Annotated in this window: 23 protein-coding genes, 2 tRNA genes and 1 riboswitch; of the genes, 9 read left to right on the top strand and 16 right to left on the bottom strand. The window is 65.9% G+C overall.

Annotated features, from left to right (window positions below; genetic code table 11):
* Positions 1–139: 139 nt before the first annotated feature.
* A complete protein-coding gene (locus E3O18_RS10945) occupies positions 140–454 on the bottom strand; it encodes a metalloregulator ArsR/SmtB family transcription factor (protein WP_134394823.1) in 315 nt (104 codons plus the stop codon).
* A gap of 96 nt (positions 455–550) precedes the next feature.
* Here E3O18_RS10945 and E3O18_RS10940 point away from each other — a divergent pair, with 96 nt between their 5' ends.
* Both E3O18_RS10940 and E3O18_RS10935 read left to right on the top strand, forming a co-directional pair.
* A complete protein-coding gene (locus E3O18_RS10940) occupies positions 551–1,603 on the top strand; it encodes an SDR family oxidoreductase (RefSeq protein ID WP_134418091.1) in 1,053 nt (350 codons plus the stop codon).
* Between the two features lie 165 nt (positions 1,604–1,768).
* A complete protein-coding gene (locus E3O18_RS10935) occupies positions 1,769–2,572 on the top strand; it encodes an alpha/beta hydrolase (RefSeq protein ID WP_134418090.1) in 804 nt (267 codons plus the stop codon).
* A gap of 39 nt (positions 2,573–2,611) precedes the next feature.
* On the opposite strand, the gene E3O18_RS10930 is transcribed toward E3O18_RS10935, so the two are convergent.
* From E3O18_RS10930 to E3O18_RS10890, 8 genes are all read right to left on the bottom strand, one after another.
* A complete protein-coding gene (locus E3O18_RS10930; RefSeq protein WP_134418089.1) occupies positions 2,612–3,082 on the bottom strand; it encodes a GNAT family N-acetyltransferase in 471 nt (156 codons plus the stop codon).
* A gap of 185 nt (positions 3,083–3,267) precedes the next feature.
* Entirely contained in the window at positions 3,268–4,548 is a 1,281-nt protein-coding gene (locus E3O18_RS10925) for an MFS transporter (protein ID WP_134418088.1), read from the bottom strand.
* A gap of 549 nt (positions 4,549–5,097) precedes the next feature.
* Positions 5,098–5,664, bottom strand: coding sequence for an NUDIX hydrolase (locus tag E3O18_RS10915; RefSeq protein WP_241978175.1), 567 nt, complete (start codon positions 5,662–5,664; stop codon positions 5,098–5,100).
* Between the two features lie 582 nt (positions 5,665–6,246).
* Positions 6,247–6,648: an AbiV family abortive infection protein gene (locus E3O18_RS10910; RefSeq protein ID WP_134394817.1), complete on the bottom strand. Its 402-nt coding sequence runs from the start codon at positions 6,646–6,648 to the stop codon at positions 6,247–6,249.
* Between the two features lie 566 nt (positions 6,649–7,214).
* Positions 7,215–8,402, bottom strand: a complete 1,188-nt coding sequence (locus E3O18_RS10905; RefSeq protein WP_134418087.1) for a site-specific integrase — start codon at positions 8,400–8,402, stop codon at positions 7,215–7,217.
* Positions 8,402–8,638, bottom strand: coding sequence for a helix-turn-helix domain-containing protein (locus tag E3O18_RS10900; RefSeq protein WP_134394815.1), 237 nt, complete (start codon positions 8,636–8,638; stop codon positions 8,402–8,404). The genes E3O18_RS10905 and E3O18_RS10900 overlap by 1 nt, the downstream gene beginning before the upstream one ends.
* Before the next feature lie 168 nt (positions 8,639–8,806).
* A tRNA-Arg gene (locus E3O18_RS10895) sits at positions 8,807–8,882 on the bottom strand.
* 41 nt (positions 8,883–8,923) lie between these two features.
* A complete protein-coding gene (locus tag E3O18_RS10890) occupies positions 8,924–9,184 on the bottom strand; it encodes a thioredoxin family protein (protein WP_104103273.1) in 261 nt (86 codons plus the stop codon).
* 91 nt (positions 9,185–9,275) lie between these two features.
* On the opposite strand from E3O18_RS10890, the gene orn reads away from it, so the two are divergent.
* The 5 genes from orn (at position 9,276) to E3O18_RS10865 (ending at position 12,777) form a co-directional block, all read left to right on the top strand.
* Positions 9,276–9,896 carry an oligoribonuclease gene (gene orn / locus E3O18_RS10885; RefSeq protein WP_134394814.1) on the top strand — a complete coding sequence of 207 codons (621 nt, stop codon included), beginning with the start codon at positions 9,276–9,278 and terminating at the stop codon, positions 9,894–9,896.
* A gap of 42 nt (positions 9,897–9,938) precedes the next feature.
* A tRNA-His gene (locus E3O18_RS10880) sits at positions 9,939–10,014 on the top strand.
* 160 nt (positions 10,015–10,174) lie between these two features.
* Entirely contained in the window at positions 10,175–11,059 is an 885-nt protein-coding gene (locus E3O18_RS10875) for an ABC transporter substrate-binding protein (RefSeq protein ID WP_158250309.1), read from the top strand.
* Positions 11,060–11,101: 42 nt separating this feature from the next.
* Positions 11,102–11,452, top strand: a complete 351-nt coding sequence (locus E3O18_RS10870) for a metallopeptidase family protein (RefSeq protein WP_134418086.1) — start codon at positions 11,102–11,104, stop codon at positions 11,450–11,452.
* A 23-nt stretch (positions 11,453–11,475) separates the two neighbouring features.
* Positions 11,476–12,777, top strand: a complete 1,302-nt coding sequence (locus tag E3O18_RS10865) for a hypothetical protein (RefSeq protein ID WP_134418085.1) — start codon at positions 11,476–11,478, stop codon at positions 12,775–12,777.
* A 44-nt stretch (positions 12,778–12,821) separates the two neighbouring features.
* Here E3O18_RS10865 and E3O18_RS10860 read toward each other — a convergent pair whose 3' ends face one another.
* From E3O18_RS10860 to E3O18_RS10840, 5 genes are read right to left on the bottom strand one after another with little or no spacing between them, the layout of a single operon-like run.
* Positions 12,822–13,082, bottom strand: a complete 261-nt coding sequence (locus E3O18_RS10860; protein WP_104103259.1) for a hypothetical protein — start codon at positions 13,080–13,082, stop codon at positions 12,822–12,824.
* Positions 13,083–13,091: 9 nt separating this feature from the next.
* A complete protein-coding gene (locus tag E3O18_RS10855; RefSeq protein ID WP_241976583.1) occupies positions 13,092–13,733 on the bottom strand; it encodes an ATP-binding protein in 642 nt (213 codons plus the stop codon).
* Positions 13,720–14,502, bottom strand: a complete 783-nt coding sequence (locus E3O18_RS10850) for an energy-coupling factor transporter transmembrane component T (RefSeq protein WP_134394810.1) — start codon at positions 14,500–14,502, stop codon at positions 13,720–13,722. The genes E3O18_RS10855 and E3O18_RS10850 overlap by 14 nt, the downstream gene beginning before the upstream one ends.
* On the bottom strand, positions 14,499–16,022 hold the full coding sequence (locus E3O18_RS10845; protein ID WP_134394809.1) for an ABC transporter ATP-binding protein: 1,524 nt from the start codon (positions 16,020–16,022) through the stop codon (positions 14,499–14,501). Before E3O18_RS10845 ends, E3O18_RS10850 begins: the two co-directional genes overlap by 4 nt.
* A 10-nt stretch (positions 16,023–16,032) precedes the next feature.
* Positions 16,033–16,665: an ECF transporter S component gene (locus E3O18_RS10840; RefSeq protein WP_134394808.1), complete on the bottom strand. Its 633-nt coding sequence runs from the start codon at positions 16,663–16,665 to the stop codon at positions 16,033–16,035.
* A 37-nt stretch (positions 16,666–16,702) separates the two neighbouring features.
* A riboswitch (TPP riboswitch) is annotated at positions 16,703–16,812 on the bottom strand.
* 360 nt (positions 16,813–17,172) lie between these two features.
* Between E3O18_RS10840 and nhaA the strand changes: the two genes are divergently transcribed.
* Entirely contained in the window at positions 17,173–18,546 is a 1,374-nt protein-coding gene (nhaA, locus tag E3O18_RS10835; protein ID WP_134394807.1) for a Na+/H+ antiporter NhaA, read from the top strand.
* Positions 18,547–18,865: 319 nt separating this feature from the next.
* Here the strand turns inward: nhaA and E3O18_RS10830 are convergent, their stop codons facing one another.
* Both E3O18_RS10830 and E3O18_RS10825 read right to left on the bottom strand, forming a co-directional pair.
* Positions 18,866–19,198: a hypothetical protein gene (locus E3O18_RS10830; RefSeq protein WP_134343105.1), complete on the bottom strand. Its 333-nt coding sequence runs from the start codon at positions 19,196–19,198 to the stop codon at positions 18,866–18,868.
* Between the two features lie 69 nt (positions 19,199–19,267).
* A complete protein-coding gene (locus E3O18_RS10825) occupies positions 19,268–20,488 on the bottom strand; it encodes a DNA polymerase IV (protein ID WP_134394806.1) in 1,221 nt (406 codons plus the stop codon).
* 218 nt (positions 20,489–20,706) lie between these two features.
* Here E3O18_RS10825 and E3O18_RS10820 point away from each other — a divergent pair, with 218 nt between their 5' ends.
* Positions 20,707–21,270, top strand: coding sequence for a TIGR03086 family metal-binding protein (locus tag E3O18_RS10820; RefSeq protein ID WP_134394805.1), 564 nt, complete (start codon positions 20,707–20,709; stop codon positions 21,268–21,270).
* Positions 21,271–21,728 lie beyond the last annotated feature (458 nt).

Below are 21,728 nucleotides of genomic sequence, written 5' to 3'. Positions count from 1 at the left end.
CCACTCCCCCGAAACGTCGGAGTCTCGGCGAATTGGCGCCAAATCTGCGTCCGTAGACGTCCGCCATGGTGGCGTACATCAGAGCGCCATAGTGGTTCCGGTTCGCCCGGGGCTTGCGGCGAACGGGGCCGCAATGTGGCTAGATATCGCCGCCGATGGCCTCGCCGAGTTTGGCAATGGTCTGCTCGTTACGACGGTAGTGCGAGAACTGGCCGATGCGAGTACAGATCACAAGATCTGAGCGTTGCAGCGTCGCCATGAACTGTGAGGCGGTGGACTGCGACACGTTTGCACGCGCTTGAATGTGCTTGAGGCACACTCCGACCTCGTCCGCTGGCCGATCCTGCGGCGGAAATGAGTTGCCCTCCTTGAGCCAGCCCAAGATTGCCAAGCGAGTTGGGTGGCCGAGCGCTTTGAAGGCGCTCACCAGTTGATCGTCGCTGAGGTCTCCCATGACTCCAGCATAGCGTCAAATCGTGATATCGCGATGTAGCGATGTTGTGCTAGAAATGGAATCGATAAATCACGATTTAACGATGGAAGGGGAACCATGGCGCTGAGAACTGCATTGGTCGCCGGAGCACGGGGTGTGATCGGCGGGAACTTGATCGAGCACCTTGATCGCGTGGGAGGCTGGACGATCATCGGGCTTTCTCGGCGGGGAGGGTTGAGTCAGGGATCGATTCGGCATATCGCCGTTGACCTTTTGGACAAGGACGACACCGCTCTGAAGCTCGCCAGCCTGACTGAGGTCACCCACGTCTTCTATGCCGCCTATCAGGATCGCGCCAGCTGGGCGGAACTGGTGCCGCCCAACTTGGCGATGCTCACAAATGTTGTCGATGCGATCGAACCCGTGGCGCCGAAGCTAGAGCACATCAGTTTGATGCAGGGGTACAAGGTCTATGGTGCTCACCTGGGGCCCTTCTCAACGCCGGCCCGTGAGGACGATCCACCGCACATGCCGCCGGAGTTCAATGTGGACCAGCAGCAGTTCCTTGAGCGCCGTCAGGCCGACGCCGCTTGGTCATGGTCGGCATTGCGCCCCTCGGTTGTGGCCGGCATTGGGCTCGGTAACCCCATGAACCTCGCCATGGTGATTGCGGTGTACGCCTCCATCAGCAAAGAGCTCGGCGTCCCGTTTCGGTTCCCTGGCAAGCCCGGGGCCTACACAAGCCTGATCGAGATGACGGACTCGGGTCTGCTGGTGGAAGCCACCGTCTGGGCGGCAACGAGCCCCGGTACCAGGAACCAAGCATTCAACATCACTAACGGGGACATGTTCCGCTGGTCGTCGATGTGGCCGAAAATTGCAGCGTTCTTCGACCTCGAGGTAGCGCCACCGCTGCCGATGACTCTGAGTGACGTGATGGCAGACAAGTCTGACCTCTGGGACGCAATGGTTGCGAAGCACGATCTGGCAAAGACTCCCTACTCTGATGTGTCCTCCTGGCAGTTTGGCGACTTCGTCTTTGCATGGGATTACGACGTCATCGCCGACACCTCAAAATCGAGACGTGCTGGCTTCCACACATATGTTGACAGCGAAGCAATGTTCCTGAGAATCTTCCAGAGCCTCCGAGACCAGCGACTGATTCCCTAAGCGGAAGGCGGGAACGCCGCAGCCAAAGCGCCTGCCCGGACGATGCCCCGAACTGACGCGGCCGGTGGTCGGGTTGCGGCTGCGGCCGCGCTAATCATTCCCATCGACGTTCAGCGAACGACACGGACCTGACCGCGTGTCAGACTCGCTCAATATCCTGAACCCATGACGTCCCCGCAATCACTCAAGTCCGACTCCGACCTGCATTCGTCGATCGTGGACGGCATCCCTGTCCTTTGGTCCACGCCCAAACCCGTCTTGGCGCTTGGTCGCCTCGCGCTCTGGCTTCCATTCCTCGGCGGAACCAAAGAGACTGTCGCACCGTTCTTGCACCGCCTGTCCAACGTGGGCTACTTCGCTATGAGCCTTGACCCGTGGCAGCACGGCGAACGATCGACCGAAGCCCCCCACGACTTGATGGCGCGAGAGTTCGGTGGATTCCGCATGCACATGTGGCCCATCCTCGGACAGACCACGCTCGATGCCCTCCGAATCGTCTATTGGGCAATCGATACACACGACCTGAGCAGCGATGTCGTCGCAGGCGGCGTGTCCATGGGCGGTGATATCTCAGTCGCGCTGGCCGGTGTCGACCCGCGCGTTAAACGGGTTGCCGCTATCGTCGCCACCCCCGACTGGACCCGGCCCGGCATGACGCAAGTTGGCCAGCCCGAGGAATTGGTTGACCAAGGTAGCCCGTCGCCGTACGGCGAATGGCTCTACACGCGATTGAACCCACTTACCAACCCGATTGTGTACCGACATGCGCCAGCAATAGCGTTTGAGCTTGGTGGCGACGACACTCATGTTCCGCCGTCTGGGGCGGCCCGATTCAAGGAGGTCCTCACTGCCGAGAACCCCGCGGCCGCCGCGAACATCACCATCACCGACCACGAAGGACTCGACCACCTCTCGGCCGCACGCAACCCAAAACTCGAAGACCGAGCCTTCGACTGGCTCATAAGCTGAGAACATCGGTTCCCGCAGAGGTTGGCGCTTTCGGAACGCTCAGTCAAGCTTCTTGAGCATCTTCACCGAAGTAATTTCGTAGCCGAGTGATTCGTAGAGACCGCGGGCGCCGGTGTTGAATGCGAAGACGCTCAGGCCGAGAGTGTGCGCGCCTTGTATGCGGGCATACTCTTGGCCGAGGAGCATGGCGGCCCTCCCGAATCCGTGGCCACGTTGGTCGGCATTGATGACAATGTCCCAGACCCACCACGCACCCGGGTCGGCGCTGACATCCTGGCCGATCCAGAGATATCCCACAGGCCAACCCGCCTCACTCATGACATGAAAGATCTCATTGCCAGGGCTCAGAGCACCGTCCGGAAATGAGCGCAGCATGCTCGCGACCGCCATGAGCCGAGCTTGTTCTGGCGATGCGCCCTGGACAACCAAGTCTCCGATGTACTCGGTGCAGCTGCGGTCCAGCCATGAAGGGAATTCGCTGGTGAGGATTCGCTGAAGAGTGGCGGTCATTTCATGAATCTTCCAGGAGTGTGTAGACGAGCAATTCAGGGGCGTTTATTTACTACGGCGCAACCGGCGCTCGAACCGTCCGAAATTAGCATTCATCGTCGCACCGAACAGTGCCGCTGCATCCGCCTTCGCCCGGAAAGGGTTCCTCTTGCGTGAGGCTGCACGACGATCCCAGTCACTCGGGTCTAACTCTTGATAAGAGCCCTGGCCCCCTGGTAGTGGGTGTACCCAGACAGGCGCAGGAGAGGCAGCGCCACAACGGACAAGACAATTCCGAGTCCGGCGACAGCCACGAGGGCTCCTCGTAAGCCCGTCGCTTCTGACCAGAGACCAACGTAGACCGGCCCGAGGAGAAACCCGATGTACGAGACCGTGGTCACGATCGCGGTGGCCCTGCCGCGATAGGCCTCGTCCACTCCGCGGGAGATGAGGCTGAGCATCGTTGGATACAGCGCTGCGGTGCCGGCCGCAGCGACGATGAGGCCAAGGATGGCGATCGGGAGGGTCGGGGACATCGCGATGACGAGAGCGCCCACGGCCGCCGTAATCGATCCAAGTATCAAGATGGGGCTCTCATTGCCCTGTTGAATTCGTCCCACAGAGAACCGGGCGATGGCGACGACACCAGCGAAGACGGCTGGCCCTACGGAGCTGAAGCCTGGCCCGGCACCGAGCTCGTCCTCGAGGAAGACCGCACCCCAGCTCTGGTGGGCGTTCTCGCTCGCAAACGCGAGTGCACCCAGCACACCAACCAGCAAAAGTGGGATGTACCGGAGTCGTGCGTTGACGTCAGGCAACCGGGGCCTCTGCTTCGCCTGGCCCCCAGTGATCTGCGTCGAAAGTGACCGTAGAACGCTCGCGCTGGCGGCAAGAGACAAGGCAGCCACAACGAGGAAGGGCATGAAGACTGGTGCGCCGATCCAGGACGAGAGGCCGGCTGCAATGCTTGACAGGACGACAAAGCTGGAGAACTGGCCACCCGAGCGGATGATGATTGAGACTCCTGACGCCTGCTCGGCCCGGCCAGCGATCGAATTCATGGCCACATCCGTGGCTCCACTGGCCAGACCGACGACGACGAGCCCCACGCAGAGGGACGCGAACCCGTGCGCGATTATCGCCACTCCGAATCCAGCCACACCGAGCGCAAGGATCGCCGCCGCAGCGAACCAAAGCCCCCACCTGTCCAACGCCCGGCCGGTGAGCAGCATGGCCGGCAGGGCGCCGGCGCCCGTCGACCCGCAATCCTCAGCTTCCCCCTCAACGCCGCGCGCACGACGGTGCTGGTCACGGGTATCGACCCCGACACCGTGCAATTCCCCGTAACCCGGCAGCGCCTCCTCGGGTATCGAGATGCCGTTGAGGCGCTGGGGCTCAATTGGAAAGACGTAGTCGTCGGTGCCACCGCAACCAACGATGAGGGCGAAGCCCGCTCGCTCGCCCAACGGATGCTCACCCTCGATCATCAGGTCGACGCCATCGCCGCGATGAGCGACGAACAGGCAGTCGGTGTCTTGAAGGCTGCGACCAGCGCGCTTCTCCGTATCCCCGAAACGCTCTCCATAAGCGGATGGGACGATTCTAAAGCGGCCGCTGAGAATGACTTGAGCTCCGTGGCCCAGGACCTCCGAGCCCAGGGGGCATCAGCTGCGCGACTGGCACTCGGCGACCGGGCTGAAGCCGGCGCCCACGACTGGTCGGTGGTCGTCCGAACTTCCACCAGGACCCCTCCACCGCTCCTGCGGCCTGGAGGGACCAGATGAACCTGCCGATCGGCGTTGTGGCGGCTCCCGACCTGCCAGCCAGCGATGTCGTGCGATTCGCTCACGAGGTCGAGCTTCGGGTATTCCTCTGTTCACGAACCGGGAAGAGGCTGCGCCTGGACCGGTACCGGTCGGCGGCCTTGGAACCGCCGAGAGAATGCAGGGGTCAGAGTGCAGGGGTCACTGAACTGTCCCGTTCGCGCACCTAGACCAAACGATCACCCCCATCCGGAAAGAGGACACAGGGGCTATTTACTCGGCGCGCGACAGTCGCTCTCCGGATAGGCGACTACTTCTGTCAATTGTGAAATAAGCAAAGGCCGCTATCGTCGCTGCGTCAACGACGTCTCCCGCCTGGATCATCAGCACGAAGTCGATCTCACTGAACCAGCTATGGACCATGTCCTGCTCCGTATCCTCGCGCTGCGGAACGCCCTGGGTCAGAGACGTTGCGACGTACACGTCACAGCCTTGACTGCTCATGCCATGCGCCCCATATAGGTGCCCAAGATGACGGATCGTGTGTGCTTCTATCCCGGTCTCTTCTTGCAGCTCTGTCCGGGCTAAGTCGAGTTGACTTCCCTCCTTCTGGGTACCCCAAGACCCCTGTGGGAACTCCCAGGCACGTCTAGCGACTGGATAGCGGTACTGCTCCACGAGCCAGAACCCGTCGTCACAATGCGGAATTACCAGAGCGAAATCTGGCTTCTCGATATAGCCATAAATGCCCTCAAGGCCGTTGGCCCTAAGGACCACGTCTTCACGCACAGTCATCCAAGCGTTACGGTATGCCTCTCGGCTCGACAGCGTCTTAATCACAGCTCCCCCTCATTTCGCTAAATCGGGCAGCTTCCAGCTGCCGGTGCAGAATGCGCGGTCTGTTGCCCGCCGACATCCTCGTGAGCAGATCATCTTCCTTGCGCCCAAGAAACTGTGGGTAGATCAGGTCGCTGGCCGTCGAGGACGGCAAATTCATCGTCGTCGTCTTCGAATGCTCTCTATCAACAGTAGAGCCAGGCTTAAAACGATCACTGGCTTATGGGCGATTTCCCGCGGTGCGGCTTGCAGTGCCCCCGATACCGCCCGTTCATCGTTCCCACATGGCACCCAGCTGCCCAACGCCGGCTCGAAGCCATTGCGTCGGATTCTGTGCCCCATGAACGTCCGGGTTACGGACGCCCGCTACAACGGGCGGTTGCATGTCACATGGGCATAAGCGGATATACCCATGTGACGTAGGTGAGCCGACCTAATCGTCCGAGCCGCGAGCCAAGACAGCTACGAGCAGTGTCTCAACGTCCTCGGTTGGGGAGAGCGGCTCTTTGCCCGTCAGGCTGGCTCGCATATGATCTTCGACGAGGAACCACTGGATCATGTCAGCGGCCTCCCAGATCTGAAACCTCAGGAGTGGCCTGTCGATCTCATGTGGCACCGTGAACGAGCCATCGCTCGGAGATCGACGTAGAAGCCCCTCTTCTTCGCCTCGTTGTCCTCCTGGGCGAGGCCCTTCAGATAGGCGGCCAGCGCATCGGGTGCGTGGGCCTTCGCGATTTCGATATCCACGGCCTCCGAAAATCCCGGGACTTCGACCATTGCGGATAAGAAGTCGGTGGCCTCTATGAGCTTTGCGAGGTGATTAAGCCCCTTGTTGCGCAGTTCAGGCACCTCGCGAGGCGTTTCGTCACCGTCGTTCCAGGCGTTATAGAACGACTTGTAGACCCAGACCGCCTTGCCCACTTCCTCCTGTGCAAGTACAACCAACGACTGCGCGCGCGGTGATGGGGGTTGCGATAGTGATGCCAGTGATGAAGCAGCGCGTGATCATTCCATACCCATGACCACATCTTGCCACCCGGCGGGGTGCTACTCGACATGTACCGGGATCGGGTCTTTCGGCACGCGTTACCGATGGTTAAGAATGGGCAGGACGCTGAACACGGCACGGCGACCACGTTTCGGGAGCTCTGGCACGACCGGGCGGAGGTGAGGCTGGTCGAGGCTCCCGTGCTGCCCTTGCAGCTGGTTACCGCGACGAACGCCGCACGGAATCTGCGTCGTTCAGCCCGGCGCTATCGACGTCTGTTGAACGTGCTGCCCCGGCCCGAGAGCACCGCGCCGGATGCTGCGCGTTCTTCTCTTGACGCACCAGAAAACAGCATCGACACACAGGGCCGTCGCGGGATTGGCCGCGGATTTCGTCCCGCTGACCGTTCCATATGTGGGACGGCAGCAAGGGGGCGACGTCGGTGGATGAGTTCCGCAGTCAAATGCGGAAAGTGCGTCGCTCCGACCGCGCGAAACTGCCGCGGTGCCCGTCTGGCTCTTCCGACATTGAGCCCGATGACCGGGGGTCACACGCACGAGGTTGTCTACGCGGGCGGCGCCAGCTGCTGGAGCACCGTCGCCGGCTCGGGTTTTACTGCGCGGTCGGGCTCCGCGTAGTGCGCCTTTGTCGTCGACGTCGAGGTGTGTCCGAGCACGTCAGTCGCAGCCTGCATGCCGAGTTCGTTGGCGAGCAGCGTCGCCCCCGTCCGGCGAAAGGCGTGTGGGGTGATCCCCATGGCGTCGAGGCCAGCGTTCCGGAGGATCTCGCGGAATGTGCGCCTGACGTTGTGCGGCGCGAGTGGCTTGCGGTTCCGCGCGAAGAACAGCAGATGTTCACCGTCTTCCGCCTCGATCAGTGTCAGACGTCGGCGTATCACCTCTGCCGCGAATTGTGGCACGGCGACGGACCGGTTCGACTCGTGCGTCTTGGGATGAGCCTGGCGGAGCACGCCGACACCACTTTGCACGACGAGCGTTCCGCGGATGTGCACCCAGGGCGGATCGGCGGTCATGTCTACGTCGCACTTTCGAAGCGCAAGTGCCTCGCCGATCCGCGTTGCCGTGCCGAGCATCACCTCGATGAGGTCCTGCACCTGGCCGTCCGGCTTCGGCCCCATCCGGCCCTCCCCCATGCGCCAGTCGCGGGCAGCGAGACGGATTGCGGATATCTGATCCGCTGTGAGCGCTTTCGGGGTGTGCTGGGGCTTCTTCATCCGTGAGGTCTCCTTCACGGGATTGCGCGGGATGACCCCCCGCCTCACCGCAAACCCCAGCACCATGCTGAGGATCGTTCGGGAGTGCCTGGCTCGCGTGTAAGAGATCGCGCGCTGCACCTTCAGGAAAAGCTCGATGCGACCGACGGTCACCTCGCGAACCGTGAAGTGCTCGAAGAAGGGAAGCACGAGCCCGCGCAGCTCATACTCGTAGACGGCTTTTGTGCCGTTCGCGCGGTCGACGTCGAGCCTCAGGTCCTCCAGCCAGGCCTCGGCCAGCATCCTGAACGGCGAGCCCGCGTTCACTGTGTCGCCGACGTTGGCGGCGCTCATCCGCGCGGCCAGCTCGACCTTGAGCGCGGTCTTCGCCGCATTGCGACTCGAACCGGTCGCGGTGACTTGCCTCGACTGACCGTCCCAGTCGCGGAAGCGAGCCATCGCCCGGAAACGCCCTACACCGACCTCCGTCGCCTTGATCGCGCCGAACGTACTGATCGGAAGTCGTGGCCGGCCGGCCATCAGCGCTCGCCCCCGCGACCAGTCAAGGACGGAACGGGCTCGTGGAGTCCGTTCCGCCAACGGAGAACATCGGAGACACGATAGCGGATCTCCCGTCCGACTCGAATACCGGATGGGCCGCGGCCGTCGGTGCGCAGGTCGTAGATGGCCTGCACGTGCACGCCGAGATACTCGGCGAGCTCACTCGTCGTGAGTACGGGCTCGAGGCCGAGCCCCAAGAGACTTTCAGCATTCATAACTCGTAGGTGCCCAAGGCCACACCAGGTCAATCGAACTGGGTCGCGTACCTTCTCTCCGCGCGCCCATAACGGGCGGGCACAGTGGAATAAGCGTTGAATAAACGTTGAGTGCATCAAGTCTTGCCCTTTCAGTGAGGACAAGAAACCCTGATCAGACGACGTGCGTGGTGCCCCCGGTAGGAATCGAACCTACGACAAGCGGATTAGAAGGCCGCTGCTCTATCCACTGAGCTACGGGGGCGAAGAACGGTCAACGATACCGCAGACCCGGCCCGCCGGCGCTCAAACGGCCTTCGCGGCCGCCACGAGCACCTGGGCGAGTGTCGGCACACCCGTGGCTCGGAAGACCTCGATCCCGGCCGCGTCCCGGATGATCACCGTGGGGGTGATCCGGATGCCGTCGGCCTCGGCTTCCGCGACGTCCCGCACCACGTCGAGCTCACGCACGGTCGCCTGGGGCACGAGGCGTTCGACCTCGGCCAGGACTGCCCGGGTCTGCATGCAGGGCTCACAGAAGGCGGAGGAGAAGTACGTCAATTCCATGCGAGGTAGTCTACGGAGCGCGCGTCTCAGTCGCACCGCTGCCGGGATCAGCGCAACAGGGCCGGTCGGCGTCCGCCGTTAGACTCGACACATGAAAAAAAGTAGTGACCGGTTGGTTTGGATTGACTGCGAGATGACCGGTTTGGACATTGATTCCGACGAGTTGGTGGAGATCGCTGTAGTGATCACCGATTACGACCTGAACATCATCGACCCGGGACTCGACCTCATCATCAAGCCGAATCAGGCGTCGCTGGAGAACATGAACGACTTCGTGCGCAACATGCACGAGACCAGCGGGCTGATCAACGAGATCCCGAACGGAATCAGCGCCGCCGAGGCCGAGACCCTGGTGCTGGAATACGTACTGCAGTTCATCCCGGCCGAGCAGAGGGCTCCGCTGGCGGGAAATTCCATCGGCACCGACCGGGCCTTCCTGATGAAATTTATGCCTCGCCTCGACGCCCAGCTGCACTACCGCAACGTCGACGTGTCCTCGATCAAGGAACTCGCACGCCGCTGGTACCCGCGGGTTTACTTCAACGCCCCCGCGAAAGACGGCGGACACCGCGCCCTGGCTGACATCCTCGAATCCATCCGCGAACTGGCGTACTACCGCCAAACCGTGTTCGTGGCCGACCCCGGGCCGTCCAGCCAACAGGCGAAGAACAGCGCGGCCGCAGCCGTGAACATTTTCGCTGCGAACATGTAATACACTTGTCAAGTTGCCTTCTCTGTGAGAAAGCAGCGCATGGTGGGTATAGCTCAGCTGGTAGAGCATCCGGTTGTGGTCCGGAAGGCCGCGGGTTCAAGCCCCGTTACTCACCCCAATTGAAACACGCAGAAACAGTCCATCGAACGCGCGACCGGGCCCTCGGATTCGGCCGCGCGTTCGCATTTCCGGCATCGAAACGCCGCACCGAAATGGTGTCCTCGCCTCGGCCTCCCCGCGGTCCAACGGCGTCCGGGACAGCTGAAAGGGATCTCTCCATGCGTGCTCGTTTCGCCCTCCCCGCCGTCGCTGCGGTGGCCGCCCTCCTGCTCACCGGCTGCGTCGACAACACTGTGCCGGTTCCCGGAGCCGACGCCACCGCGCCCGCCAAGACCGTGACCGAAGATGCCGCCGCCTCGGCGCTGCTCCCGGAGAAGGTCCGCGCCTCCGACACGCTCGTGATCGGAACGAGCCCGAATTACTCCCCCAACGAGTTCAAGGACGATTCCGGCAACCCGATCGGCTGGGGAGTCGAACTCGGCGCCGCGGTTGCCGCGAAGTTGGGTCTGACCGCCGACTACAAGGTCGCGAATTTCGACACCATCATCCCGAGCATCATCGGCGGCGAGATGGACCTGGGAAACTCGTCCTTCACCGTCAACCTGAAGCGCCAGGAGCAGGTCGACTTCGTCAACTACTACACGGCCGGCATCCAGTGGGCCTCCGCCACCGGCACCACCGTCGACCCCGACGACGCCTGCGGCCTGAAGATCGCCGTGCAGTCCACCACCTACGAGGACACCGACGAAATCCCGGCCAAGAGCGCCGCCTGCGTCGCCGCCGGAAAGCCCCCGATCGACAAGCTCAAGTTCGACACCCAGGACCTGGCCACGAACGCCACTGTGCTCGGCCAGGCCGACGCCTTCAGCGCAGACTCCCCGGTCACCCTCTACGCGATCCAGCAGACCGCGGGCAAGCTGCAGAAGGCCGGCACCTCCTTCGACGAGGCACCGTACGGCATGGCCGTGGCGAAGGACTCCGGGATGGCAGCGGCCGTGCAGGCTGCCCTGCAGTCCATGGTCGACGACGGCTCCTACGGCGAGATCCTCAAGACCTGGGGCGTCACCGACGGCGGCCTGAGCACCATCACGATCAACGGCTGACCGGCTCCCTGAGAGGCTGAACGAATGTGAGATGCTGAACGGATGCCGCAGCTGACTCACAAGGAGTTCGAGCGTCTCGTCGTCGACGAGCTCGACCTCCTGCCCGACGACATGGTCGACGGCCTGGACAACGTGATCTTCGTGGTCGAGGACCGACCCGAAGACGGCACGATGGACACCCTCGGGCTCTATGACGGGGTTGCCCTGACCGAGCGCGGGCAGTACGGCTTCGGTGAGATGCCGGACCGGATCGTGCTCTACCGGGAGCCGTTGCTGGAGCTCTGCGCGGATCTCGAGGAGTTGCGCGACCAGGTGCACATCACTCTGGTGCATGAGATCGCCCATTTCTACGGCATCAACGACGACAGGCTGCACGACCTCGGCTGGGGATGACCAACCACCGTTAGCCTTGCGTCATGAGTAGATCCCGGCCTGCCCGCGTCATCGGCGCCACGGTCGGCGCCCTCGTCATCCTGTCCGTCGGCGTCTACGGGCCGGCCACCCTACTGGGGCCGTTGCCTGAGGCCACCGCCACGCTGGCCACGCCGGCGGCCGGCGAGTCGGTTCCGTTCCCGCCCGCGCTGCCGGCCACCGGCGGCAGCGCCGTCATCGGCCTGGCCACGGTCACACCCGATCTGGCCTTCCCGGAGACGACGGCGCTGGACGCCGACGCTCTCGCCACCACCCTGCCTCTCGCCGTGGCCGGCACGGCCGAACCGCTGCCGATGGCCGCGGCGACGAAGATCGTGACCGCCCTGGTCGTGCTCGACGCGAAACCGCTGACCCTTGGTGAGACGGGGCCTCAGATCCCGATCACGGCCGCGGATTACCAGGACTACATCGACTACGGCAATTCCGGTGCGCGCACCGTCGTGGTCTTCCCGGGCGAACTGTGGACCGAGACCGAGCTGCTCCAGGCGATGATCCTCGGCTCCAGCAACAATCACGCCGACACGCTGGCGCGTTGGGCCTTCGGCTCCCTCGACGCCTACAGCGCCGCCGCCAACGCCTGGCTGGGCAAGCAGGGCCTCGACGGCACTCGTGTCGCCGACGCCACCGGGCTCAACGACGAAAGCGTCGGAACGGCCACCGACCTTGCCCGGCTGGCCGGCCTGGCCGCCGCCGACCCGGTGATCAATGCCATCCTCTCCCAGCCGGCCTCCGCCCTGGTGGGCCAGCGCGGCGTGGACAACACCACGGCGTTCCTGGCCGAGTTGGGCGTCACCGGCATCACCCGCAGCTACACGGACGGGGCGGGCGTCTGTTTTCTCTTCACCGGTCAGGTGCAGGGCCCGGACTCGACCTACACCTTTGCCGGTGCCCTGCTCGGCGAACCCGATTACGACACCCTGACCAGTGACGTCACCGTCCTGATGGAGAGCGCCCGCGCCGGGGTACGCGAGCTGCCAACCCTCGCCCAGGGTGACGCCTACGTGGAGTTCAGCACACCGTGGGGGGCCGAGGCCTCCGGAACCGTGCGCACGGCCACGACGACGTACGGCTGGCTGGCCCAGGCGCCGGGCGACGCGGAGGTGATCCTGGAGACGGTGTCGACCGGCCGGGCGGGCAAGACCGTCGGCCGGGTCACGGTGGAGACCGGGGGCACCGAGGTGACGTCGACGCTGGTGCTCGACCGCACGATCAGCGCGCCGGGCCTCGGTTGGCGGCTCCTGCACCCCGTGCCGATGATCTCGGCGCTGATCGCCGCGGACCGCTAGCGGCGAAAGGCTGCCGCGACCGCCCGCCGGCTACTGGTCTGCGGCTACTCGCGCTCGCCGGTCGGCAGGAACGGGTCGCTCTCGCCCGCGTCGAACCGGTAGCGCACGTGCACGCGGCCCTGCACATCGCGCACGTCCTCCTCGTCGTACCAGAACAGCGTTTCGACCCCCTCGACGGCGGCCATCATGCTGACCCGGGCGTCATGTTTGCCCTGGATCAGCACCCGGGTGTCGACCTGGCCCGCGAGGGGACCGTCAATGAATTCCGCGGTGTAAACGACATTTTCAGCACCTTGATCAGCCATACCTCCAACCTAGTCCCGGGCACCGACTTGCGGGCGACGGATGTCCGGGGTCCCGGCCAGCCGGATCGTCGCCTGCCGCTCGGGCGCCTCCCGCTCTCGGTAAGCGTCCCAGCCCGCTTCCCACTGGTCCCAGTGCGACCGGAACAGTTCGCCGTCCCGGGCGAGGGCCCGCTGCTTGCGGATGCGGTCGTCGGCGGCCAGCCAGACCCGGATGTCGCTGAGTGGCGCGTGGGCGGCCGCCAGGGTTCCGCAGCCCTCCACGATCAGCGGGCGGGCCGGGTCGACCGGGTGCCATTCTGCCAACTCGCGCCGCTCCCAGTCATAGCGCCGCCAGGCGGCGGGCCGGCCCAGTCTTCTCGGGGCGAGCACCTGTTCGCGCAGGTGCGTGACGGCGGCGTCCAGCCCCTGCCAGCCGGGGTAGATGTCGTCCAGCCGCACCAGGGTGGGCCGGAGCGGTCCCGGCCAGGCGACGACGAGCGCGTCGGCGAGGGTGCTCTTGCCGGCGCCGCTCGGCCCGTCGATGAGAACGACGGGCGCCACCCCGGCGGCGGCAAGGTCGCGGAGCACGGGGGCCAGCAGCATCCGTCGGTCACCGACCGGATCGGGGGCGGCCGGTTCGAGGGCGGCCGTGGGCAGATCAGGTGAGGACAAAGTTCCAGCTTCCCGTCGCCACGGAGACGCTCACCGAGAGCAGGGCCACGGCCAGACCGATGCCGACCAGGGCCACCTCGCGCCCCCGGAAGCTGGAAGGGCGGGCCCAGGTGCGCCGCACCGAGGCGCCGAACCCGCGGGCCTCCATCGCCGTCGCGAGTTTGCTGCCGCGCCGGATCGACAGCACCAGCAGGGCGAAGGCCTGGCTGAGCAGCCGGCGCAGGACGCCGCGGTCCGCGATGCCGCGGGCCCGCCGGGCCAGTTCGAGGGCGCGCCAGTCCTCGAGGAACAGGCCGACCAGGCGCAGCCCGGCCAGACCGCCAAGCACGAAGCGGGCCGGCAGTTTCACGACTTGGCCGAGGCCGTCGGCCAGGTCGGTGGGGTCGACGGTCACGAAGAGCACGACCGACGGCAGTCCGATGGCGAGGATGCGCAGGGTCGTGGCGATGGCCAGCTCGAGTGATCCCTCGGTCACGTTCACCAGCCCGAAAGACCAATAGACCTCCCCGGCCGCCTGCCCGTAGAGCAGGGTGGTGACGCCGGCGGTGGGGGCGGCGATCCAGACCGGCAGGGTGCGCACCGCGAAGGCCTTCAGGGACAGCCCGGCCCAGAAGAAGAGCACGAACTCGCAGGCGAGGGCGACGACTGCGGAGACCCAGTCGATGGTGAGGATGAGCACGCCCGCCAGCAGCAGCGCGGCGGCCAGCTTCGCGACCGGGTTGATCCGGAAGATGGCCTGGGTTCCCCGGGCAGGCGTCAGCACGCTCACCGGGACACCGCCGCCCGCGGCGTGACGCTGCGGCCGGCCCGCCCGGCCAGATGGTACTCCCGGTCAGCCAGGGCGACCACGAAGTCGGTGTCGTGCGAGACGGCGACCACCGCGGTGCCCTCCCGCAGGAGTTCGTCGAGCAGGGCCACGATCTCCCGCCAGGTGCGCAGGTCCTGGCCGAAGGTGGGCTCGTCGAGCATGAGCAGTCGTGGCTGGGTGGCCAGCACGGTGCCCACCGACAGCCGACGTTTCTCTCCGCCGGAGAGGGTGAACGGGTTCGCCTCGGCCAGGTGGTCCAGGCGCAGGCGCTGCAGCACCTCGTCGACCCGGGCATTGATGTTCGCCTCCGGCCGTTTGAGGGCGCGCGGCCCTATTGCGAGTTCGGCCCGCACGGTGGCGGCCACGAACTGGTGCTCCGGGCTCTGGAACACGGTGCCGATGCGGGTGAGCAGCTGGCGGGACTTCCAGCGGATCGGTTCCTCGTCGGCCCCGCCGGCGAACTCCGGGCTCGCGAGAACCGCTCCCCCGGCCGGTTTCAGCAGGCCGGCGAGGGTGAGCATCAGGGTCGATTTGCCGGCGCCGTTCGGTCCGGTGACTGCCAGAGCGGTGCCGGCGTGCACCGTGAGGTCGATGTCCCGGGCGAGCACGTCGGCGCGCGTGCGCGCGACCGCGAGGCCGGGCGTGCGGAGCAGAGGGACCGAGCCGGGCGCCGACGCCGAGCTGGTCTCGCGCCGCGATGCAGTCAGGCCGTTGCCCCGCCCGGGCACCCAGACACCCGCGGCCGCGAGCCGTTCCCCCTGCCTGGTCAGCACGTCGTCGGGATGGCCGTCGGCCAGCACTCCCCCGGCCGCGTCGAGCACGATCACCCGGTTCACAAGGTTCTGCCAGACGGCGACCCGATGTTCGATCACGATGAACGTCGCCGTGGAGTTCTCGAGCACGCGGGCAACGGAATCGCGCACATCCAGCACGCCTCCAGGGTCGAGATTCGCTGTGGGTTCGTCGAGCAGCAGCAGCCCCGGCCGCATCGCCAGCACCCCAGCGAGGGCGAGGCGCTGCTTCTGTCCACCCGACAGCGACGACGTCGGATGGCTGAGCGGCAGGTTCAGGCCGACCATGTCAAGGGCGTCGCTCACCCGGCGCCAGATCTCTTCGCGGGGCACCCCCAGGTTCTCGCAGCCGAAGGCGACGTCGTCGCCCACCCGCGCCAGGATCACCTGGGAGTCAGGGTCCTGCAGCAGCAGCCCGGCCTGGCCGCGCGCTGCGGTCGGCTCGGCGCCGTTTACAAGCAGCTGACCGCGCTGCTCGCCCTCCTCGTCGCCGCCGAGAACCCCGGCGAGGGCGTGCAGCAGAGTGGATTTGCCGGCCCCGGAGGCGCCGAGCAGCAGCACGCGCTCGCCCGGCTCGATTCTCAGGTCGAGGCCGTTGACGGCCCAGCCCCGCCGCCCGGCATGCCGCCATCCCCAGCCGCGGGCCACGACGGACGCTCCCGAGACGGATGCCGCTGCTGCCGGTGTCATCGCCGTCCCCCTAGACCTGGGTGCGGTTCGATCGCCCGGCGGCGAACCGCGACAGTGCCCCGGTGCGGGCGAGGCCACGCATGGCCAGCCAGGACAGCAGTCCGGCCACGACAATGCCGGAGACGATCGAGGAGGCGGTGTAGATGGTGATGAAGGGAACGGCCGATCCGGGGTACCAGAGCAACAGGTCGTTGACGGCGAGGGCAAGGCCGGCACCCGCGCCGGCGAGCAGGGCCACGACGAGGCGGTAGTTGGCGTAGAAGAACAGCGCGAAGACCAGCTCCGCGCCGAGACCCTGCACCAGGCCGGAGACCAGGATGGTGGCTCCCCAGGCGGTGCCGCCGACCAGAGTCGACACGACCGCCGCCAGCAGCTCGGTGTAGAGCGCGGCGCCGGGTTTGCGGATGATGAGGCCGCCGAGCACGCCGGCGAACAGCCATCCGCCGCCCAGGAGCGCCTGCAGGCCCGGCAGCAGCGGGGTGAGCAGGCCGCTGAGCGGGTTGTACGCCTGGTTCCAGACGACGAAGATGAGCCCGCTGGCCACGCCGATGACACTGGCGATGACGATGTCGACGACCCGCCACCGGAAGTTACGCGGCTGGTGGGATGTGGTGGGGGTGAGAAGGGTTGTTGTAGCGTGCACTGGTCGTGCCCTTTCCGTAGATGGTTCCAGGGCACGGGAACGAGAAAATCTGCCTCCCTGCGCTGGCATGATCCAGATCAGGTTCGACGGTCGAAGCTTCAGAAGCTTCCTCTCAGCCCGGTTGACCGGACTCCCGTGTTCGAATTCAGTATAGACCTCGGCCTAGACTCGCGGGATGGAGTCCTCGCCTCGCCCCCGAATCACTGTCGGGCGCGAATGACGTTCACCGTTCCCCTCATCCTCGCCGGGCTGTTGCTGCTGTTGCTGCGCCACTTCATTTTGCGGCGACGACGGATGCGACGCGGGCTACCCGTGCGCGGTCCCTGGCATATCCCCCGGAGCTGGCGGGAAGGGCCGGGCTCCCGCCAGCGGCTGGGCCGCTGGTGGCGTAGCTGACGCGGGCGGCGATGAGCGCCCGAACGCGGTACGCTCGAAGTGGTGAGTCGGGAAGTCTGGTCGACAGCTGTGTTCGTGTGCCACAAAATCCCGATTGACTGAGGCTTGTCCATGCCGAAACCACCACCACTTCCGCCCACCCCGAGACTGAACGTCTTTCGCCGCAGCAGCTATCCCGAGTATTTGCACGTCTCGACGATCCTGCGCAAAGAGACCGTGGGCGGCGCTCTCCTGCTGGTGGCGACGGTTCTCGCGCTGATCCTGGCGAACACCGGGGCCTCCGATTTCTACTTCTCCGTGCGGGACTTTAAGATCGGCTACGAGCCGTGGCACCTCAATCTGAGCCTCGGAGCGTGGGCCGCCGACGGACTCCTGGCGATCTTCTTCTTCATTGCCGGCCTCGAACTCAAACGTGAGTTCGTCGCCGGCGATCTGCGCACCTTCAGCCGCGCGGTCGTCCCGGTCGCCGCGGCCGTCGGCGGCGTCATCGTGCCGGCTGTGATCTTCACCGCAATCGCGTTCAGCTCGGGGCCGGAAATGTTACGAGGCTGGGCCATCCCCACCGCCACCGACATCGCCTTCGCCGTGGCCGTGCTCGCCGTGATCGGCTCCAAACTGCCCAGCGCCCTGCGCATCTTCCTGCTGACCCTGGCCGTGGTCGACGACCTGCTCGCCATCGCCATCATCGCCTTCTTCTATTCCGGCGACCTCCAGCCTGTTCTGTTGCTGCTCGCCATCGTGCCGCTGGGCCTCTTCGCCTTTCTGGCGCATAAGTACTCCTACCTGTTCGGCACCACCACGTGGGCCGCGGGCGCCGTTCTGCTGCCGCTCGGCATCGCCACCTGGGTTCTCGTGCACGGCTCCGGCATCCACGCCACGGTGGCCGGAGTGCTGCTCGGCTTCGCCGTGCCCGTGCTGCGCAGCCGACGTGGCGGCGGACCCGACGCCGGCCCGGGCCTGGCGCAGAACCTCGAGCACCGCATGCGCCCGCTCTCGGCCGGTTTCGCCGTGCCGGTGTTCGCGTTCTTCTCCGCCGGGGTCACGATCGGCGGCGTGTCGGGCCTGACCACAGCCCTCACCGACCCGGTCGCGATCGGAATCGTCGTCGCCCTGGTGGTGGGCAAGCCAGCAGGCATCATGCTCGCCACCTGGCTGGTCACCAAGACCACCCGGGGCGCCCTCGACCCGGACCTGGCCTGGGTGGATGTGATCGGCGTCGCCATGCTCGCCGGTGTCGGCTTCACGGTGTCGCTGCTGATCAGCGAGCTGGCTTTCGGGCAGGGTAGCCCGCACGACGACCACGCCAAGGTAGCTATCCTGACCGGGTCGCTGCTGGCGGCACTACTGGCGACGGTGGTGCTGCGCAGCCGCAACCGGCACTACGGGCGCATCGCCGACAAGGAGGCGCTCGACGCCGACAACGACGGCGTCCCCGACGTGTTCGAGACCGATCCGGCTCGCGACGAGCGGTTCGGCGGGCACTGACAGGGCCGGAGCGCAGCCAGCCGCCCGACTCCCTCAGTTGGAGTAAATGCTGGCCGTCACAGGCGGAACGGCGTGCCCGGCGCCGCACCAATTCGACGGAGATTCTTCGGTCAACACCCGTTTTCGAGCCCCAACCCCTGCGCACTGTTCAGGGCACAATTGCCGTCGAATTCGTTCGGGACGGATGTGCCGCAGATCCTCGGACTCGAAGGACGCGACGGTGAGAGCGCACATTCATCCACCGCGTCGAAGCGCAGTCAGCAGCCCGACATCCTCAGCCGGGGTGGCTGGGCGACCGGGCGGCTGGGCACCTTCGCTGCTAGCGTTTGAGGGCGCGGACGACGCGGGATATCGCCTTGCCGGCCACCCAGAGGAACGGAATGCCGACCGCGAGCAACGAGATGACGTTGGGCTCGAAGCGCACCGTCGTGCCCGATTTGACGTAGGCGCCGATCGGCAGGGATGCCCCGCCGCCCCCGCCGCCGGACCCGCTGCCGGTGGCGGCGGAGTCACCCTCGCCACCGCCGAAGCCGTAGTACACGAGAGCAACGGGAATCAGGGTGACGCCGTCCACCTGGACCGGATCACCGTAGGCCGACCTGACGCCGGCGGTACGAGAGATATCTGCGAGCTTCTCTGGAAGGCTAGTCATGGATTCAGGCTACCCCCTGTCTGGTTTGCGGTTGCCTGATCAGTGGGGGCCTGGTCAGTGGGGGCCTGGTCAGGGTGTGTCCGGATGCAGTAGCGACGCCGGGCGCACCGTGCCGCGCCCGAACCGTGCGGTGACCGAGTCCACGGCCCGTTCGGCTCCCCGCCAGTCGTCGTCGGGGTCCCAGAGGCCGGCGCCAGTGCCGTCGCCATCGCTGAGCTGCTCAACGCGCACGCCGATGAGGCGCACCCGGATGCCGGAGACCGCCAGAGCCTCGAAGCTGGCAGCCACCTCCTCGTAGATCCGGCGTCCGACGCTGGTCGGTTCCGACAGGGTGCGGGAACGGGTGACGGTGCTGAAGTCGGTGTAGCGCACCTTGAGCACCACGCAGCGGCCCACGAGGCCCGCGCGGCGCAGCCGGGCAGCCACCGCAACGGACTGCCGCAGCAGTTCGCTCCGGAGTCGGGCGACATCCGTCACGTCGTATTCGAAGGTGACCTCGTGGCCGACGCTTTTCTCCGCGTGCTCCACCGTGACCACCCGAGGGTCCCTCCCCCAGGCCAGCTCGTGCAGCTTGCGGCCCGACGCGTCGCCCACGCACTTCTGCAGCACCGCGAGCGGGGTGCGGGCGAGGTCACCGATCTCACGCAGGCCCTGCCCGAGCAGCGCCTGTTCGGTCGTGGCGCCGACCCCCCACAAGGTGCCGACGGGCAACGGATGCAGGAATGCGAGGGTCTCTTCGGCGGGAATCACGAGCAGGCCGTCGGGTTTCGCCCGGCCCGACGCCATCTTGGCGACGAACTTCGTGCTCGCCGCACCGACCGAGCAGGTGAGCCCGGTTTCGGCCTTGACCCGGGCCCGGATTTTCGCGCCGATCTCGGCCGGGGTGCCGTGCAGGCGACGGGCACCCGCCACGTCGAGGAAGGCCTCGTCGATGCCCAGCTGCTCGACCAGCGGCGTGAACTCTTCGAAGATGCGCATCACCCGGTCGGAGTATTCCCTGTACCGGCCCATGTGCGGTTCGAGCACCACAGCCTCCGGGCAGCGCCGAAGGGCGAGCGCCATAGGCATGGCCGAATTGACGCCGTAGCGCCGGGCCACGTAGTTCGCCGCCGTGACCACCGAGCGCCCGGACCGGTGCCCCACGATCACCGGGCGGTGCACCAGTTCGGGGTGATCGAGCAGTTCGACTGACGCGAAGAACGCGTCCAGGTCGATGTGGAGCAGGGTCGCGGCGCTGTCGTCTACCGCGTCGGTCGAGACCGTGCGATCGCTGCCGTCCTGCCTGCTCATGCGTCCTGCCTGCTCATGGTCCTTCGACTCCTGGAGAGACCCTAACCCGGACCGGCGACAGGCCGCGACCGATTCCGCGACGGGAGAACGTGAACAGCGCCCGGGCGGAATGCACGGTGATGGAATGCACGGCGACGGAATGCAGGGCGACGGATGCCGGTTGTAGCGTTGCAGGGGCATCCGTTTCACCGTTCCACCCGTTCGACCAAGGGAGTCCCATGACATATGACTGGCTTGCGCTGCAGAAACAGGCCGCCGAGGAGTTCGGGGCCCGCGTCGACCTGATCACCGACTGGGCCGCCGCCACACCGGACACCGAGTGGACCGTGACCGAGTTGGTGCGCCACGTGGTGTTGGAACAGCAGTGGGTCCCCGCGCTGCTGCGCGGCCTCACGGTGCTCGACGCCCGGCGCTCACTCACCCCGCTGGGCCCGGACCTCGCGAAGGAATGGGCCGTCTATTCGGCGCTGGCGGCCGCAGCCTGGGCAACGACCCCGGCCGACGCACCGGTGACCCTGTCGTATGACACGGTGACGGCATCCGACTACCTGCGCGAGCAGGTCTCCGATGTCACGATCCATTCCTGGGACCTGGCGCGGGCAACGGCCGCCGACGAGTCCCTCGACCCGGCCTTGATCGAGGCGGTCTGGACGGTGTTCGAGCCCCAGCGGGACACCCTCGAGGCCAGCGGACTCTTCGCCACCCCGGTACCATCCGACGAGAACGCGCCGCTGCAGACAAGGCTGCTCGCCCTGACCGGCCGGGATCCGCGCAGGCCGTAGCCCGCGGGCCGCACCTGCCAGGCCTGGGGCTACCGGTTCACCTTTTCCGCGCCGGCGATGCGTTGGGACGACGACTCCTTGCTCGGACAGGTCTGGGGTGCGACTATTCAACGCTCCGCCGGGTCATTATGGACCCATCGGGCATTTCTCTCGGTTTCGGTCTGGTCTCGGTGGTCGAGCCTGTCGAAACCCGGTAGTCGAGCCGCCTCGGTGGTCGAGCTTGTCGAGACCCGGTGCGCCGACGTCCGGAGGTTCGCCGGGCATCCGTCGCGGTCGAATTCGCTAACTGCGGAGATTCTCCCGACACGCCGCTTCGGCAGGCGCCGCACCAGGCGTTTACCGAAAAATTGCCGCGTCTACGTGACGACGGATGCGTGCCGCCGGCCCAGTAGCGGATGCCCGCAGCGGGCCCAGGGCGCGTTGCTCTGCTCCTCCACAATGCGGGTGTGATCAGGTTA

Origin of the sequence: Cryobacterium sp. TMT2-42-4, from assembly GCF_004402645.1 — a bacterium.
Taxonomy (GTDB): Bacteria; Actinomycetota; Actinomycetes; order Actinomycetales; family Microbacteriaceae; genus Cryobacterium; species Cryobacterium sandaracinum.
Note: the sequence above shows the minus strand (reverse complement) of the source record. Positions and strands in the feature narration are given on the sequence as shown.